General features: G+C 60.8%; 17 protein-coding genes and 1 pseudogene. 9 read left to right on the top strand and 9 right to left on the bottom strand.

Going from position 1 to position 16,212, the window contains the following annotated elements; genetic code table 11:
• On the top strand, positions 1-479 hold a 479-nt coding region (locus ERD80_RS18465; protein WP_248295872.1), incomplete at its 5' end, for a thioesterase domain-containing protein.
• 79 nt (positions 480-558) lie between these two features.
• On the opposite strand, the gene ERD80_RS18460 is transcribed toward ERD80_RS18465, so the two are convergent.
• From ERD80_RS18460 to fepD, 3 genes are read right to left on the bottom strand one after another with little or no spacing between them, the layout of a single operon-like run.
• Complete coding sequence (locus ERD80_RS18460) at positions 559-1,356, bottom strand: ATP-binding cassette domain-containing protein (RefSeq protein ID WP_136547987.1); 798 nt, start codon at positions 1,354-1,356, stop codon at positions 559-561.
• On the bottom strand, positions 1,353-2,336 hold the full coding sequence (gene fepG, locus ERD80_RS18455) for an iron-enterobactin ABC transporter permease (RefSeq protein ID WP_058759584.1): 984 nt from the start codon (positions 2,334-2,336) through the stop codon (positions 1,353-1,355). The genes ERD80_RS18460 and fepG overlap by 4 nt, the downstream gene beginning before the upstream one ends.
• Positions 2,333-3,322: a Fe(3+)-siderophore ABC transporter permease gene (gene fepD / locus ERD80_RS18450; RefSeq protein WP_136547985.1), complete on the bottom strand. Its 990-nt coding sequence runs from the start codon at positions 3,320-3,322 to the stop codon at positions 2,333-2,335. The genes fepG and fepD overlap by 4 nt, the downstream gene beginning before the upstream one ends.
• A gap of 146 nt (positions 3,323-3,468) precedes the next feature.
• On the opposite strand from fepD, the gene entS reads away from it, so the two are divergent.
• Positions 3,469-4,719, top strand: a complete 1,251-nt coding sequence (gene entS, locus ERD80_RS18445; protein ID WP_136547983.1) for an enterobactin transporter EntS — start codon at positions 3,469-3,471, stop codon at positions 4,717-4,719.
• On the opposite strand, the gene fepB is transcribed toward entS, so the two are convergent.
• The gene (fepB, locus tag ERD80_RS18440; RefSeq protein WP_136547980.1) at positions 4,714-5,679 is read right to left on the bottom strand and encodes a Fe2+-enterobactin ABC transporter substrate-binding protein; all 966 of its coding nucleotides are present in this window, start codon (positions 5,677-5,679) and stop codon (positions 4,714-4,716) included. The two genes, entS and fepB, sit on opposite strands and share 6 nt — an antisense overlap.
• 176 nt (positions 5,680-5,855) lie before the next feature.
• Between fepB and ERD80_RS18435 the strand changes: the two genes are divergently transcribed.
• From ERD80_RS18435 to ERD80_RS18415, 5 genes are read left to right on the top strand one after another with little or no spacing between them, the layout of a single operon-like run.
• The gene (locus tag ERD80_RS18435) at positions 5,856-7,037 is read left to right on the top strand and encodes an isochorismate synthase (protein ID WP_136547978.1); all 1,182 of its coding nucleotides are present in this window, start codon (positions 5,856-5,858) and stop codon (positions 7,035-7,037) included.
• Between the two features lie 10 nt (positions 7,038-7,047).
• Complete coding sequence (locus ERD80_RS18430) at positions 7,048-8,661, top strand: (2,3-dihydroxybenzoyl)adenylate synthase (RefSeq protein WP_136547976.1); 1,614 nt, start codon at positions 7,048-7,050, stop codon at positions 8,659-8,661.
• Positions 8,662-8,679: 18 nt separating this feature from the next.
• Complete coding sequence (locus tag ERD80_RS18425) at positions 8,680-9,534, top strand: isochorismatase (protein WP_136547974.1); 855 nt, start codon at positions 8,680-8,682, stop codon at positions 9,532-9,534.
• Positions 9,531-10,289, top strand: a complete 759-nt coding sequence (dhbA, locus tag ERD80_RS18420; protein ID WP_058759589.1) for a 2,3-dihydro-2,3-dihydroxybenzoate dehydrogenase — start codon at positions 9,531-9,533, stop codon at positions 10,287-10,289. The genes ERD80_RS18425 and dhbA overlap by 4 nt, the downstream gene beginning before the upstream one ends.
• 3 nt (positions 10,290-10,292) lie before the next feature.
• Complete coding sequence (locus ERD80_RS18415; RefSeq protein WP_021507726.1) at positions 10,293-10,709, top strand: hotdog fold thioesterase; 417 nt, start codon at positions 10,293-10,295, stop codon at positions 10,707-10,709.
• 283 nt (positions 10,710-10,992) lie between these two features.
• Here ERD80_RS18415 and cgtA read toward each other — a convergent pair whose 3' ends face one another.
• From cgtA to rplU, 3 genes are all read right to left on the bottom strand, one after another.
• Positions 10,993-12,168 (bottom strand): Obg family GTPase CgtA, encoded by a 1,176-nt coding sequence (gene cgtA, locus ERD80_RS18410; RefSeq protein WP_058759590.1) that lies wholly within the window; start codon positions 12,166-12,168, stop codon positions 10,993-10,995.
• 249 nt (positions 12,169-12,417) lie between these two features.
• On the bottom strand, positions 12,418-12,675 hold the full coding sequence (gene rpmA / locus ERD80_RS18405; RefSeq protein ID WP_006121751.1) for a 50S ribosomal protein L27: 258 nt from the start codon (positions 12,673-12,675) through the stop codon (positions 12,418-12,420).
• A 15-nt stretch (positions 12,676-12,690) separates the two neighbouring features.
• On the bottom strand, positions 12,691-13,002 hold the full coding sequence (rplU, locus tag ERD80_RS18400; RefSeq protein ID WP_021507728.1) for a 50S ribosomal protein L21: 312 nt from the start codon (positions 13,000-13,002) through the stop codon (positions 12,691-12,693).
• 254 nt (positions 13,003-13,256) lie between these two features.
• On the opposite strand from rplU, the gene ispB reads away from it, so the two are divergent.
• Together ispB and ERD80_RS18390 are read left to right on the top strand one after the other, a co-directional pair.
• Positions 13,257-14,228, top strand: a complete 972-nt coding sequence (gene ispB, locus ERD80_RS18395) for an octaprenyl diphosphate synthase (protein WP_021507729.1) — start codon at positions 13,257-13,259, stop codon at positions 14,226-14,228.
• A gap of 237 nt (positions 14,229-14,465) precedes the next feature.
• Positions 14,466-14,759, top strand: a complete 294-nt coding sequence (locus ERD80_RS18390) for a helix-turn-helix transcriptional regulator (protein ID WP_021507730.1) — start codon at positions 14,466-14,468, stop codon at positions 14,757-14,759.
• Between the two features lie 63 nt (positions 14,760-14,822).
• Here the strand turns inward: ERD80_RS18390 and murA are convergent, their stop codons facing one another.
• On the bottom strand, positions 14,823-16,082 hold the full coding sequence (gene murA, locus ERD80_RS18385) for a UDP-N-acetylglucosamine 1-carboxyvinyltransferase (protein WP_021507731.1): 1,260 nt from the start codon (positions 16,080-16,082) through the stop codon (positions 14,823-14,825).
• A gap of 46 nt (positions 16,083-16,128) precedes the next feature.
• Positions 16,129-16,212: pseudogene (gene ibaG / locus ERD80_RS18380) on the bottom strand (BolA family iron metabolism protein IbaG); the annotation flags it as partial.

Raw genomic sequence — 16,212 nt, 5'->3', positions numbered from 1 at the left:
CGCTGGGCGGTACGCTGGCGCAGGGCATTGCTGCCCGGCTGGAAGCGGCGGGTGAAGAGGTCGCCTTCCTTGGCCTGCTCGACACCTGGCCGCCGGAAACGCAGAACTGGGATGAGAAGCGCGGCGAGAATGTGCTGGATCCGGCGGTGCTGGAGGAGGTGAATCGCGAGCGCGAACAGTTTATCGCCGCGCAGCGCCATCAGGCCGGTGAAGAGATGCAGGCCATGTTCGATACCATCGAAGCCAACTACGCCAGCTCGGTGCGTCTGCTGGCCACGGCGCGCAGCGCACGCTTCGGCGGCCGCGCTACGCTGTTCCTCGCCGAACAGACGCAGCAGCCAGGCCAGGATGCGCGCCGCGCCTGGGCGCCCTATGTCGGTGAGCTGACGGTGTGGCCGATGGATTGCGCCCACGTCGAGATTATCTCGCCTCGCATGTTTGAGCAGATCGGGCCGCTGTTGCAGCAGTTGCTGGCGTAGCGGTTTTGTCCTCACCCTCTCCCGGCGGGAGAGGGAAACGGATGGCAGAAAACGTTTACATCACAGCCCCTTCTCCGCCTTAGCGCCCGCGCCCCAGCGGCACAATCATTGGCGTATGCGCCACCGGATCCTCAACAATCACACAGCGTAATCCGTACACCTGCTCAATCAGCGCCGGCGTCACAATCTCGCCAGGCTTGCCCTCGGCAATGATCCTCCCGTGACGCATGGCGATCAGATGGGTGGCGTAGCGGCAGGCGTGATTAAGGTCGTGCAGCACCACCACCAGCGTGCGGCCATGCTGCTGATTGAGCGTCTGCATCAGCTCAAGCAGATCAATCTGGTGGGTAATATCCAGCCAGGTGGTGGGCTCATCCAGCAGCAGCAGCGGCGTCTGCTGTGCCAGCACCATGGCGATCCACACGCGCTGACGCTGTCCGCCGGACAGGGTATCGACCGCCTGTTGCGCGAGGTCCGCCACGCCGGTGGCCAGCATCGCCTGCTGCACCGCCGCTTCATCCTCCGCGCGCCAGCGGCCAAACAGTGACTGATGCGGATAACGTCCGCGCGCCACCAGCTCGCTCACGCTGATGCCCGCCGGTGCGTTTGAACTCTGCGGCAGCAGGCCAAGACGGCGCGCCACTTCTTTGGTGGGATAACGTGCAATCGCCTCGCCGTCAAGCAGTACGTCACCTTTCAACGGCGCCTGCAGGCGGCTGAGGGTACGCAGCAGGGTGGATTTACCGCAGGCGTTAGGGCCGATAATCACGGTCAGCTCCCCTTGCGGAATCGCCACCGACAGATTTTCCGCCACCACTTTTTTGTCATAACCCAGCGTCAGGCCTTCGCCATACAGCCGTGAAGGAATATCGATCATTGGCGTCGCGCCTCCCGCACCAGTAACGCAATCAGATAGAGTCCGCCCAGGCTGACGGTAATCACGCCAACCGGCAGTTGATAAGGTAGGAACAGATGCTGCGCGGCATAATCGGCGGCGCACAACAGCAGCGCGCCGCACAGCGCCGCCAGCCATAATGCGCCTTTTTCCCCGCCGCTCAGCCGGCGCGCAATCTGCGGTGCCAGCAGCGCCACGAACGAGATCGGCCCCGCCAGCGCGGTGGACGCCGCGGTCAGCAGCACGCCCAGCAGCATCAGCCACAGGCGGCTGCGCTCCACCGGCACGCCGAGCGCGCAGGCGGTGTCATCGCCCATCTCCAGCAGACGCATGCGGCGCGTTAACAGCGCCACCAGCAGCAGCGACAGCAGCAGCACCGTCACCACCGGCGGCGTTTTCGCCCAGGTGATGCCGTTGAGCGAGCCGGCGCTCCACAGCCCGGCGCTGAGCGCCGACTCCAGCGAAGCGCTGATAATCAGCCAGGCATTGAGCGCCATCAGCAGCGCGCGCACGCTGATGCCCACGATGATTAACCGAAACGTTTCCACCCCGTTGCGCCAGGCAAACAGATACACCAGCGCAGCCGTCGCGATACCGCCGATCAGCGCGGCCCCGGTCATCGCGGTAATACTTTGATTGAACAGCACCAGCGCCACCAGCACACCGCTGTAAGCGCCGGTATTGAAGCCGAGAATATCCGGGCTGCCGAGCGGGTTACGTAGCAGCGACTGAAAAATTGCCCCGCTGACACCCAGCGCCGCACCGATCAGCAGCGCCATCAGCACGCGCGGCAGCCGCCACTCCACCACAATCAGCTGCACGTTGGCCGCTCCCTGCCCGCGCAGCGCCTGCCACACCTGCTCCGCCGTAATCGGCAGCGCACCGCGCGTCAGCGCCAGCCACGTCAGCAGCGCACACGCTAATAGCAGCCAGCCGCCATGCAACCAGGCACGCCGCGTCATAATCCACCTCGCCCGCGCTGGCGCCGTACCAGCAAAATCAGCATCGGCGCGCCAAGGATGGCGGTCACAATTGAGACACGCAGTTCGCCTGCCACCATCATCCGCCCCAGAATATCCGCCGCCAGCAGCAGCGCCGGGGTGATCAGCGCCGTCGCCGGCAGCAGCCAGCGGTGATCGTTGCCCACCAGCCAGCGGGCAAAATGCGGTGTCATCAGGCCGATAAAAGCGATCGGTCCGACGGCGGCGGTCGCCGCGCCGCTCAGTAAGGCAATCGCCAGCAGGCCCAGCAGTTGAGTGCGCACCACGCGCGTGCCCAGCGCCGCCGCCATATCGCCGCCCATGCTCAGGCTGTTCAGCGATTGCGCCAGCCCCAGCGCCAGCGCCGCACCGGCCAGCACCGCCGGGCTCAGGGTGCGCAACACGCTGAAATAGCGGATATCCAGCGAGCCGCTTTGCCAGAAGCGCAGGTGATCGTAAATGTCCGGATTGAGCAGCGACAGGCCGGAGGTTAAGCCCTCCAGCACCGCCGCCAGCGCCACGCCCGCCAGCGTCAGACGCACCGGATTGACGCGCCCGCCGCCCATCGCGCCAATCACCGTCATCAGCAGCGCCGCCAGCAGTGCACCGCTGAAGGCCAGCGTCAGCCACTGCAGCGGGGAGTCCGCCCCCAGCAGCGCGATGCCGAGCACGATGGCAAAACCGGCACCGGCGTTCACGCCCAGAATGCCCGGCTCGGCCAGCGGATTACGCGTCAGGCTCTGCATCAGCGCGCCAGCCAGCCCCAGCGCCACACCCGCCAGCAGACCGGCCAGCGTGCGCGGCAGGCGCGCATCGCGCACGATGATGCACTCCGCGCTGGAGCAGGAAGCGGTGAGAGCGTGATACACATCGGAAAGCGGTATTGATTTGGCACCCAGCATCAGACTGAGCGCCATGAGGAGCAAAAGCAGAATCCCTGAGCCTGCTAATGCACGGATCTGGCGCATAGCGTTCTAAACCTTCACTGTTCGACGTCGTTGCGGTGCAACGTAATTTGATAATGATATTTGTTATCGTTATTACTCGCGTTTGCCTATGTTACCATGAGTCGCCTCGCGGATGATGAGGAAAATTGGTGCAAAAAGGCGAAACAATGAACAAACCCTCTCACTTTATCGATCTCTCACTGCTGAAAACCCACGCGGCGTTTCGCGCGGTGTTTATTGCGCGTTTTATCTCGATTGTGGCGCTCGGCATGCTGGCCGTTGCCGTGCCGGTGCAGATTCAGCAGATGACCCATTCACCGCTGCTGGTGGGCCTCGCAGTCACACTGTCCGCTGCCGGCATGTTTACTGGCCTGCTGACCGGCGGCGTGCTGGCCGATCGCTATGAGCGTAAGAAGTTGATCCTGTTTGCCCGCACCACCTGCGGGCTGGGCTTTGTCGCGCTGGCGATAAATGCCGCGCTGCCCGCGCCTTCGCTGCTGGCGGTCTATCTGCTTGGCTTGTGGGACGGCTTTTTTGGCGCGATTGGCGTCACGGCGCTGCTGGCCGCTACGCCAGCGCTGGTGGGACGCGAAAACATTATGCAGGCCGGCGCGATCACCATGCTGACGGTGCGCTTCGGCTCGATTTTATCGCCGGCAATTGCTGGTGTGGTGATCGCGCACGGCGGCGTGCTGTGGAATTACGGACTGACCGCCTTCGGCACGCTGCTGACGGTGCTTACGCTGCTGCAGCTGCCTGCGCTGCCTCCGCCTCTGCAGCCGCGCGAGCATCCGCTGCGGGCGCTGGCAACCGGCGTGCAGTTCCTGTTCGCCAGCCCGCTGGTCGGCATGGTGGCGCTGACCGGTGCGCTGGTAACGCTGGCCAGCGCCATCCGCGTGCTGTACCCGGCGCTGGCACCGCACTGGTCAGTCAGCGCCGACCAGCTCGGTATGCTGTACGCCGCCGTGCCGCTCGGTGCCGCCGTGGGCGCATTTACCAGCGGCAGGCTGAAACAGGCGGCGCGCCCTGGGCGGCTGGTGCTGGGCAGTGCCTTGGCCGGTTTCGTCGCCCTGGCCCTGTTCAGCCTGATGCCGACGCTGTGGCTGGCGCTGCTGTGTCTGGCGGGCTTCGGCTATTTCAGTGCCATCAACAGCCTGGTGCAGTACGCGATGATTCAGCTGCTGACGCCGGATCATCTGCTGGGCCGCATCAACAGCCTGTGGACGGCGCAGAACGTGTGCGGCGATGCCCTCGGCGCCGCGCTGATTGGTGCCCTCGGTTCGTGGCTGTTACCGGCGCAGGCTGCCGCGGCGTTTGGCTGTGCCGCGACACTGCTTGGCGTCATGATGTGGCTGATGATGAAAGGATTACGGCGCTATCAGGCGCCCGCGCCCGTGCTGGCGCAGCAAACATCATGATTTGACGAACAGCTGATGCAGACGCGTCAGCAGATTGCTGGCGCTGTAGTAATCCAGGCGGAAGGTGTCGATACCCAGCGCATAGACCTGCTTACCGTGCACCGCCGCGTTTTGTGCCAGGAACGGGTTGCTCAGCACTGACTGCGCGGTTTTGTCATCGCCGGCAAACAGCAGGAAGCTGTTACCGGTCAGGCTGGCGGCGAGATTCTCGCCCGAGAGCTGAATAATGTCTTTGCGCTGGCCCATGCTGTGCCCCTGTTGCGTGTCAGCCGGCGGCTGCGCCAGGGTAAAACCGAGCTGCTGCAGCAGTTTGCCCTGCGCCGATGCGGCGGTCCACAGATTCACCGCCCGGCCATCACCGTTCCATACCATCGCGGAGACCGGCTGCGGTGGCAGCGTAATGGCCTGCTTCAGCGCCGCTTCGCGATCGTCGAACTCTTTTACGCGCTGCGCCGCCTGTGCTTCATGGCCGGTGGCCTGCCCCAGCAGCGTAACCACATCCTGCCAGCTCTTATCGTCGTAGTTGACCACCAGCGTGGGGGCAATGGCGGACAGCTGACTGACCAGCTTCAGGGCGGAGTCATTACCGGTGGCGCTGACGATAATCAGATCCGGGGCTTGCGCCGCAATCGCCTCGGCGCTCGGCTCACCAATGTACAGCCGCTTAACGTGGCGCTGCTTTGCCACCTCGCCCCACTGACGAAAGAAGCCCTGATCGTCGGCCAGGCGGCTTTTCGGTGCGGTCGCGCCTGAGGCGATGACCGGCGCGTCAATCGCCAGCAGCGAGCCGGTCAGCGTGACGCTGGTGGAGACAATGCGCTGTGGTGCCTGGTTAAGCGTTACCGTTCCGGTCGCGCCCTGTACGCTGCGCGGCCAGCCCTGGTCGGCCCGCGCTGTCCCTGACAGCGACTGGAAAATGAACAACAGGACAGCCATGCCCCATAAACCGCATTTACTCATAAGTTTTGATCCACCTTTTAGCTTAATGCCTGGCCCGGCGTCAGCCGCCGCTTACGTCTGACAGCACGGTAAATCCCGCGAATGGATTGACTCTTTGCCCCTTTCGACGTAGGTTACAGAGCCATAATAAAAATGATAATCATTCTTAATAATCTTATCATTTATAGGTGAAAATTATGGTGGAAAGCTCCACGTTTGAAAATGCCTGGCTGAAGGATTTTTCCGCGCTGTGCCGCGGTTTCCTTTTCACCTCGCCATGGCGCAGCCTGGCCACCCAGGGCTGCTATACCACGATCAACACGCCGGTGGGCGATGCCGCGCTGCTGCAGGGCGACTTTCAACAGCAGCTGCGCCAGCACTTTGCCGCGGCGAAAAAGCAGGGGATCGCCAATCCGCTGCTGGTGGGCGCGATTCCGTTTGACGTCAGCCAGCCAGCATCGCTGTTCATACCCGAATCCTGGCAGAGCTTTAATCGCGCCGACCTGCAACAGGCGCTGCCGGCGCAGCAAAGCGATCTGCCGGCAGTGCGGCGGCGGACGGCAGTGCCAGACCACGCGGTATTTACCCGCATGGTGGCCGACGCCGTTACCACCATTCAGCGCGGCGATCCGGACAAAGTGGTGCTGTCACGCCTGATGGATATCGTCACGGAGCAGCCGGTGGATACCGCTGCGCTGATGCAGCGCGTGATCGCGCAAAATCCCAATAGCTACCATTTCCATCTGCCGCTGGCGGAAGGCGGCGCGCTGGTGGGCGCCAGCCCGGAACTGATGCTGCGCAAACAGGGGCGCGATTTCTCCTCCTGCCCGCTGGCCGGCTCGGCGCGCCGCCATCATGACGATGCCAGCGCCGATCGCGTGGCAGGTAACACCCTGATGGCGTCAGCCAAAGACCGCCACGAACATCAGCTGGTGACCGACGCGATGCGCAGCACGCTGCAGCCGCGTAGCCGACTACTGTCAGTGCCTACCGTGCCGTCGCTGATCACCACCGCCACGCTGTGGCATCTGGCGACGCAAATCGATGGCGAAGTGCAGGATGAGCGCGAAAACGCGCTGTCGCTGGCGGCGCTGCTGCACCCAACCCCGGCCCTGAGCGGCTTCCCGCACGCCCGCGCACAGCAGCTGATTCAGCAGCTCGAACCCTTTGATCGCCAGCTGTTTGGCGGCATCGTCGGCTGGTGCGACAGCGAAGGCAACGGCGAATGGGTGGTGACCATTCGCTGCGGAACGGTAAACGGCACGCGCGTGCGGCTGTTTGCCGGCGCGGGCATCGTCGCCGACTCGCAACCGGAATCAGAATGGCGTGAAACGGGTGTGAAGCTGGACACCATGTTGCGCGCTTTTGGACTGCAATAAAGGAACAAGCATGAGCATTCCCTTCAGCCGCTGGCCGGCACATCTGGCCGCGCGCTATCGCGAAAAAGGCTACTGGATCGACGTGCCGCTGACCGACATCATCGACCGCCATCGCGAAAACGACGCTATCGCCGTGATCGACGGCCCTTTGCAGCTCAGCTACCGCCAGCTGGCGCAACGCAGTGATAATCTGGCGGCGGCGCTGCAGCGGCGCGGTTTACAGCGCGGTGACACGGCGCTGGTGCAGCTCGGCAACGTGGCCGATTTTTACGTTACGCTGTTTGCCCTGTTTAAGCTGGGCGTGGTCCCGGTGTACGCGCTGTTCAGCCATCAGCGCACTGAACTGCTGGCCTATGCGCAGCAGATTGCACCGAAACTGCTGATTGCCGATCGCCAGCACGCGCTGTTTGCCAGCGACGACTTCATCGCCACGCTGTGCGAGGCGCAGCCCACGCTGCAGCAGGCGATCCTGCGTAACGACGCGCAGGCGGAAAATACGCTGGCGTCGCTGCAGGATGAAGCGGCTGGCGATTTTGTCGCGACACCGACGGCCGCCGATGAAGTGGCGTTTTTCCAGCTCTCCGGCGGCAGCACCGGCACGCCGAAGCTGATTCCGCGCACCCACAACGACTACTACTACAGCATTCGCGCCAGTGACGAGATTTGCCACATCAACGCCGACACGCGCTATCTGATCGCCCTGCCCGCGCCGCATAACTTCGCCATGAGTTCCCCCGGTTCGCTCGGGGTGTTCTATGTCGGTGGCCAGGTGATTCTCGCCGCGGATCCCAGCGCCACGCTCTGCTTCCCGCTGATTGAGCAGCACCAGGTGACCGATACCGGACTGGTGCCGCCGGCGGTCAGCCTGTGGTTGCAGGCGATTAAGGAGTGGGGCAGCAATTCAGCGCTGGCCTCACTGCAGCGCATTCAGGTGGGCGGAGCCAAACTGGGCGAAACGCTGGCCGCACGCATTCAGCGTGAAATCGGCTGCCAGCTGCAGCAGGTGTTTGGCATGGCGGAAGGGCTGGTTAACTACACGCGCTTCGGCGATGACGAGCAAACCATTCTGACTACCCAGGGGCGCCCGATTTCGGAAGATGACGAAGTGTGGGTGGCCGACGAGAACGGCAATCCGCTGCCGCCGGGCCAGGTGGGTCGCCTGATGACGCGCGGCCCTTACACCTTCCGGGGCTACTACAACAGCCCGGAGCACAATGCCGCCAGCTTCGACGCCAACGGTTTTTACTGCTCAGGCGATCTGATTGAGATCAACGCTCAGGGCTACATCACCGTACAGGGACGCGAAAAGGATCAGATCAACCGCGGCGGCGAGAAGATCGCCGCAGAAGAGATCGAAAACTTGCTGCTGCGCCATCCGGATGTGATCCACGCCGCGCTGGTGTCCATGCATGACGAGCTGATGGGTGAAAAGAGCTGTGCCTTCATTGTGGCACGCCAGCCGGTAAAACCGGTCGCGCTGCGCCGCCATCTGCGCGAGCTGGGCATTGCCGAATTCAAACTTCCCGACCGCATTACCTGCGTCGACGCCCTGCCGCTGACCCCGGTGGGCAAAGTGGATAAAAAACGTTTACGCCAACAGCTTGCTGAGCAGACGCAAGCCTGATTTTTTCCGGAGATTGTAATGGCTATTCCAAAACTGACGTCTTATGCGCTGCCCGCCGCCACTGAGCTGCCGGCTAACAAAGTACAATGGGCGCTGGAGCCGCAGCGCGCGGCGCTGCTGATTCACGATATGCAGGCCTATTTCCTCAACTTCTGGGGCGAAGACAGCCCGCTGGTGAATCAGGTGGTGGAGAACATTGCCCGCCTGCGCGCTTACTGCAAAGCGCAGGGCATTCCGGTGTTCTATACCGCCCAGCCCAACCAGCAAAGCGATGAGGATCGCGCGCTGCTGAATGATATGTGGGGACCGGGGCTGAACAAACATCCGGATCAGCAGAAGATCGTCGACGCGCTGGCGCCGGATCAGGACGATCAGGTGCTGACTAAATGGCGCTACAGCGCGTTCGTGCGCTCGCCGCTGGAATCTATCCTGCAGGAGATGGGCCGCGATCAGCTGATCATTACTGGCGTGTATGCGCATATCGGCTGCCTGACCACTGCCACCGATGCCTTCATGCGTAACATCCAGCCGTTTATGGTGGCCGATGCGCTGGCCGACTTCTCGCGTGATGAGCATATGATGGCGCTGACCTACACCGCAGGTCGCAGTGGCAAAGTGGTGATGACCGCCGATCTGATGCCGCTGCCGCACAGCAAGGACGCGCTGCGCGCGCTGATTCTGCCGCTGCTGGAAGATGATGACGTGCCGGAAGATGATGAAAACCTGATCGACTATGGGCTGGATTCGGTGCGCGTGATGGCGCTGGCGGCGCGCTGGCGTCAGGTGCACAGCGATATCGACTTCATCAGCCTGGCGAAAAACCCCAGCATTGATGGCTGGTGGGCGCTGCTGTCGCGGGTGCCAGCCCAATGAGCGCCTGTTTTGATTTCAGCGGAAAAATTGTCTGGGTGACCGGTGCCGGCAAAGGCATCGGCTACCACACCGCGCTGGCGTTCCATCAGGCTGGTGCGCAGGTGACCGGTTTTGATTTGCACTTTGGCCAGGATGACTATCCGTTTGCCACCTGCCAGCTGGACGTCGCCGACAGCGCTGCAGTGCGCGACTGCTGTCAGTCACTGCTGGCCAGCCAGCCGCGGCTGGATATCCTGGTGAACGGCGCGGGCATTCTGCGCATCGGCAGCACCGATGCGCTGTCGTTTGCTGACTGGCAGGCGTGTCTCGCCGTGAACGCCGGCGGCGCGTTTAACCTGTTCCAGCAGACGCTGCCGGTCTTCCGCCAGCAGCGCGCTGGCGCGATTGTCACCATCGCCTCTAACGCCGCGCACGCTCCGCGCCTCGGCATGTCAGCCTATGGCGCGTCCAAAGCAGCGCTGCGCAGCCTGTGCCAGACGGTTGGGCTGGAGATGGCGCCCTACGGCGTGCGCTGCAACATTGTCTCACCGGGATCAACCGATACCGATATGCAGCGCAGCCTGTGGCATACGCCGGAAGCCGAGCAGGAGATGATCAACGGTTTCCCGGATCAGTACAAACTGGGGATCCCGCTGCGTAAGATCGCCCAGCCGCAGGAGATCGTGAACAACATCCTGTTCCTGGCCTCGGATCTTGCCAGCCACGTGGTGCTGCAGGATATTGTGGTGGACGGTGGCGCAACGCTGGGAGCCTGAGGCATGGCAATCTGGAAACGTACGGTGGATCTCGCCACGCTGAATCAGCTGGGCGATAACTCGCTGGTGGCGCATCTGGGCATCGTGTTTACCGCCATCGGTGACGATTATCTGGAGGCCACCATGCCGGTAGACAGCCGCACGCAGCAGCCGTTTGGTTTGCTGCACGGCGGCGCGTCGGTGGTGCTGGCGGAGTCGATGGGCTCCATTGCCGGTTACCTGAGCGTGGAAGAAGGTAAAAGCGTGGTGGGCATTGAGGTGAGCGCCAGCCATCATCGGGCGGTGAGCAGCGGCGAGGTGCGCGGTGTTTGTCGTCCGCTGCATCTTGGCGCGCGCAATCAGAGCTGGCAGATTGAGATACGCAATGGTCGCGATCAGCTGTGTTGCAGTTCGCGGCTGACGGTGGCGGTGCTGGGGTAGGTTTGGCTCCGCTGCGGCCTGATGCCCTCTCTCACGGGGAGAGGGAATGATGGTGCGGCCTGGTGCTCTCTCCCGCGGGGAGAGGGATGATGGTGCGGGCTGTTGCCCTCTCCCACGGGGAGAGGGAATGATTGTGCGGCCTGATGCTCTCTCCTACGGGGAGAGGGAATGATTGTGCGGGCTGGTGCTCTCTCCCGCGGGGAGAGGGATGATGGTGCGGGCTGGTACTCTGTGCTAAACAGCTATAAAAAAAGCGGCCATCTGGCCGCTTTTTTCGCTGACATCAACGCTGATAAATGATCTCGACGCCTTCGTCGTCGTCTTCATCCCAGTCGTCATCCCAGTCTTCGTCTTCTTCCACTTCCTGAGCATTTTCCAGCGCTTCACGGTGGTAATCATCCCACATGAAGGCCACTTTCTCTGGCTGCTTCGCTTCTTCTTCCGCTTCTTTTGGATTTGCGATGATAAAGCTCATCACATCCCAGCACAGCTCATTGACACCGTCACGGCTGGCGGCGGAGATCAGATAGTATTTCTCATCCCAGCCCAGCGCTTCGGCAATCGCTTTAGCGCGGCTTTCCGCCTCTTCACGGCTCAGCAGGTCGGTTTTATTGAACACCAGCCAGCGCGGTTTCTGGTACAGCTTGTCGCTGTATTTCTCCAGCTCGCCGAGAATGATGCGGGCGTTCTCTACCGGATCGGATTCGTCGATTGGCGCGATGTCGATAAGGTGCAGCAGCACACGGCAGCGCTCAAGATGCTTGAGGAAGCGAATTCCGAGGCCTGCGCCTTCCGCTGCGCCTTCAATCAGGCCGGGAATGTCGGCGACCACGAAGCTCTTTTCGCTGTCCATACGCACCACGCCGAGGCTTGGCACTAAGGTAGTGAACGGATAATCCGCCACTTTTGGCTTCGCCGCTGATACTGCGCGGATAAAGGTCGATTTACCGGCGTTTGGCAGACCCAGCATACCCACGTCTGCCAGCAACATCAGTTCCAGCTGCAGGTCGCGCTTCTCGCCCGGCGTGCCCATGGTTTTCTGACGCGGCGTACGGTTCACGGACGATTTGAAGCGGGTGTTGCCCAGACCGTGCCAGCCACCCTTCGCCACCATCAGCTTCTGCTCATGGCGCGTCATGTCGCCCAGCGTTTCGCCCGTGCCCTGATCGATCACGCGCGTACCCACCGGCACTTTAACAATGATGTCTTTACCGCGTTTACCGGTACAGTCACGGCTCTGGCCATTCTGGCCACGTTCGGCGCGGAAAGATTTTTCGAAACGATAATCGATCAGGGTGTTGAGGTTTTCATCCGCCAGCAGGTAAACATCGCCGCCGTCACCGCCGTCCCCTCCGTCCGGTCCCCCTTTCGGAATGTACTTCTCGCGGCGGAAGCTGACGCAACCGTTGCCACCATCACCCGCGACCACCAGGATCGTCGCTTCATCAACAAACTTCATTTTTTATCTCCGTCACACTGTCGTTTGCGCCACGCTGCGGGCGACAAACGGGTCCGCCAGGGTCTTCTGCGCTGACCGGCGGCGGATAAAACAGGATTGGCAAAGCCATGTGTACATAAAGTGTACAGCAAACTGAGGCGCAAGGTCAGCGTGATTGCCGTAACCTGCGGCAGAATGTAAAAAGCCCCGCAAAGCTGCGGGGCCTTCCATTCGTGTGTTCAGACGTTAATCGTCTGCGGCACAACAACCTTACTCAGCAACGATGCTGATGTATTTACGGTTGTTAGGACCTTTAACTTCGAATTTAACTTTGCCGTCTGCGGTAGCAAACAGAGTGTGGTCACGACCACAACCTACGTTGTTACCGGCGTGGAATTTGGTACCACGCTGACGAACGATGATGCTACCTGCCAGAACAGATTCACCACCGAAACGCTTAACACCCAGACGTTTTGCATTGGAGTCGCGACCGTTACGAGTCGAGCCACCAGCCTTTTTATGTGCCATTTGTCAGATCTCCTCTTACGCGCTGATCACAGTGATTTTCACATCAGTGAACCACTGACGGTGACCAGCTTGCTTACGGTAGTGTTTACGACGACGAAACTTAACGATTTTAATTTTCTCGCCACGACCGTGAGCAACAACTTCTGCCTTGATCACACCGCCTGAAACCAGTGGCGCGCCGATTTTCACGTCTTCGCCATTTGCAATCATCAGAACCTGGTCGAACTCGATGGTTTCACCGGTTGCGATGTCCAGCTTTTCCAGGCGAACGGTCTGACCTTCGCTTACTCGGTGTTGTTTACCACCACTTTGGAAAACCGCGTACATATAAAACTCCGCTTCTGCGCATGCCTTTCTGTTCATCAGGCGGCGCGATAAATATTCACAATAGGGCGCGAATTCTACGCAAAACTCCAGCAGAAGACAAGTGCACTTTGCACTCTCTTGCAGAAAAAAAGCGCAGGACGAATGCAAACGTTTCTCAACCCGATTTTTCAAGTACAATCAGTAACAGATTACCTGAACTCACGCTGGGTAAAAGCGCTTACCATGCAGAAAACGAGTCAAAGCTGAACAGACGAATGAACTTAGAACAGATTAACGAATTAACCGCGCAGGACATGGCGGCCGTCAACCAGACCATCCTCGACCAGCTGAATTCAGATGTCTCACTGATTAACCAGTTGGGCTATTACATCATCAGCGGGGGAGGCAAACGCATCCGTCCGATGATCGCGGTGCTGTCAGCACGCGCGCTGAATTATCAGGGATCGCTGCATGTGACCAATGCGGCGCTGATCGAATTTATCCACACGGCGACGCTGCTGCACGATGATGTGGTGGATGAATCCGATATGCGCCGTGGCAAAGCCACCGCTAACGCCGCGTTCGGCAATGCGGCGAGCGTGCTGGTCGGGGATTTTATCTATACCCGCGCCTTCCAGATGATGACCAGCATGGGATCGCTGAAGATCCTCGCACTGATGTCCGAAGCGGTGAACGTGATCGCCGAAGGGGAAGTGCTGCAGCTGATGAACTGCAACGATCCGGATATCACCGAAGAGAGCTACATGCGGGTGATCTACAGCAAAACCGCCCGCCTGTTTGAAGCCGCTTCGCAGGCTTCGGCGATCCTCGCGGAGGCCACGCCGGCGCAGGAGAAAGCGCTGCAGGATTATGGCCGCTATCTCGGTACGGCGTTTCAGCTGATCGACGATCTGCTGGATTACAGCGCCGACGGCGAGACGCTGGGCAAAAATACCGGTGACGATCTGAGCGAAGGTAAGCCGACGCTGCCATTGCTGCACGCCATGCACAACGGCACGCCAGAGCAGGCGCAGATGATCCGCAAGGCGATCGAGGAAGGTAATGGCCGTCATCTGCTGGAGCCGGTGCTGGCGGCAATGCAGCAAACCGGTTCGCTGGAATGGACGCGCAAACGCGCCGAAGAAGAGGCGGATAAAGCCATCGCCGCGCTACAGGCACTGCCAGAAACGCCGTGGCGCAGCGCGCTGGAAGCGCTGGCGCACATGTCGGTGCAGCGCGATTTCTGACCTGCTACGGGGCCGTTCGGCCCCGTTTTTATTTCTCCCCCTGCTCTGCCGGTCTGATTACATTCCCTTGCAGCATTTTTGCGAAAAACTGCGCAGTTTCGTGCACAGGAAAAACAATTACTGGAAACATATGGAAATTATTTGCTATAAAAATCCGGATTTTTCCAGTTATCTCTGCGCAGGAGAGCCACAGCGCTGCAGAGATGGAGCACTAACACGGACACGGAGAAGAGAGTTATGCATGCAAGGAGAGAAGACTGGCATCCGGCAGATATCATTGCGGCCCTGCGCAAGCGCGGTACGTCACTGGCCGCCCTGTCACGTCAATCTGGCCTCAGTTCATCGACGCTGGCCAACGCGCTGTCACGCCCCTGGCCTAAAGGTGAATGGCTGATCGCCACGGCGCTGAAGGTCCATCCTTCCGAGATCTGGCCCAGCCGCTATTTTGATCCGGTCACACAGCGTCTGCTGGATCGTAAAAAACGCATTCGATCGCCCCAGGATCTGAAAAAGATCGTCTCACGCGGGTAAAGCAAAAAAAAACCAGCCACGCTGTCGTGACTGGTTTTCATGCCTGGCAATCAGGACAAAGGATTACTCGCCGCTGACGCGCTCGATGTTGGCGCCTAACGCTTTCAGCTTGTCTTCAATGTGCTCGTAGCCACGATCGATGTGGTAGATACGATCCACCAGCGTCGCACCTTCTGCAATGCAGCCTGCCAGTACCAGACTGGCTGACGCACGCAGATCGGTCGCCATCACCTGCGCGCCGGACAAGGTTTCAACACCGTGACAGATAGCGGTGTTGCTTTCGATTTCGGCGTGCGCACCCATACGAATCAGCTCCGGGATGTGCATGAAGCGGTTTTCGAAGATGGTCTCGGTAATCACGCCGGTGCCTTCAGCCACCAGGTTGAGCAGCGTAAACTGCGCCTGCATGTCGGTCGGGAAACCCGGGTGCGGTGCGGTACGGATGTTAACCGCTTTCGGACGCTTGCCGTGCATATCCAGGCTCACCCAGTCTTCGCCGACTTCAATCTCCGCACCCGCGTCACGCAGTTTCGCCAGCACGGCGTCCAGCGTGTCTGGCTGCGCATTGCGGCACACCACTTTGCCGCGCGAGATAGCGCCGGCCACGAGGAAGGTGCCGGTTTCGATACGGTCCGGCAGCACGCGATAGACGCCGCCGCCGAGGCGCTCAACGCCCTCGATGGTGATTTTGTCGGTGCCGGCGCCGCTGATTTTCGCGCCCAGCGTGTTAAGGAAGTTTGCCGTGTCGACAATCTCCGGTTCACGCGCCGCGTTTTCAATGATGGTGGTGCCCGTCGCCAGCGTTGCGGCGCTCATAATGGTCACGGTCGCGCCCACGCTGACCTTATCCATCACAATGTGCGCGCCCTTCAGGCGGCCATCCACAGAGGCTTTAACATAGCCCTCTTCCAGTTTGATCTCGGCACCCAGCTGCTCCAGGCCGGTAATGTGCAGATCGACCGGACGCGCACCAATCGCACAGCCGCCCGGCAGAGAAACCTGGCCCTGGCCAAAACGCGCCACCAGCGGCCCCAGCGCCCAGATGGAGGCACGCATGGTTTTCACCAGATCGTACGGCGCACTGAAGACATTAACTTCGCGCGCATCAACGTGGACCGAACCATTGCGTTCCACGCGCGCACCGAGCAGGCTCAGCAGCTTCATGGTGGTATCGATGTCACGCAGCTTCGGCACGTTCTGAATCTCTACCGGCTCTTCAGCCAGCAGCGCAGCAAACAGAATCGGCAGCGCAGCATTCTTCGCCCCGGAAATGGTCACTTCACCGCTTAAACGGGTGGGGCCTTGCACACGAAATTTGTCCATTAACACGGCTCTCAATTATCTATCAACAAAACAGCCAGAGTGGCGCTTAGAAACCGTTGAGTTTACGGTCGCGCGCCCACTCGGCTGGGGTATAAGTCTTGATGGACACCGCATGAATACGGTTATCCGC

Source organism: Pantoea sp. R102 (assembly GCF_004916815.1).
GTDB lineage: Bacteria > Pseudomonadota > Gammaproteobacteria > Enterobacterales > Enterobacteriaceae > Pantoea > Pantoea dispersa.
The sequence above is the reverse complement of the archived record's forward strand: the minus strand, read 5'-3'. Positions and strand labels throughout refer to the sequence as shown.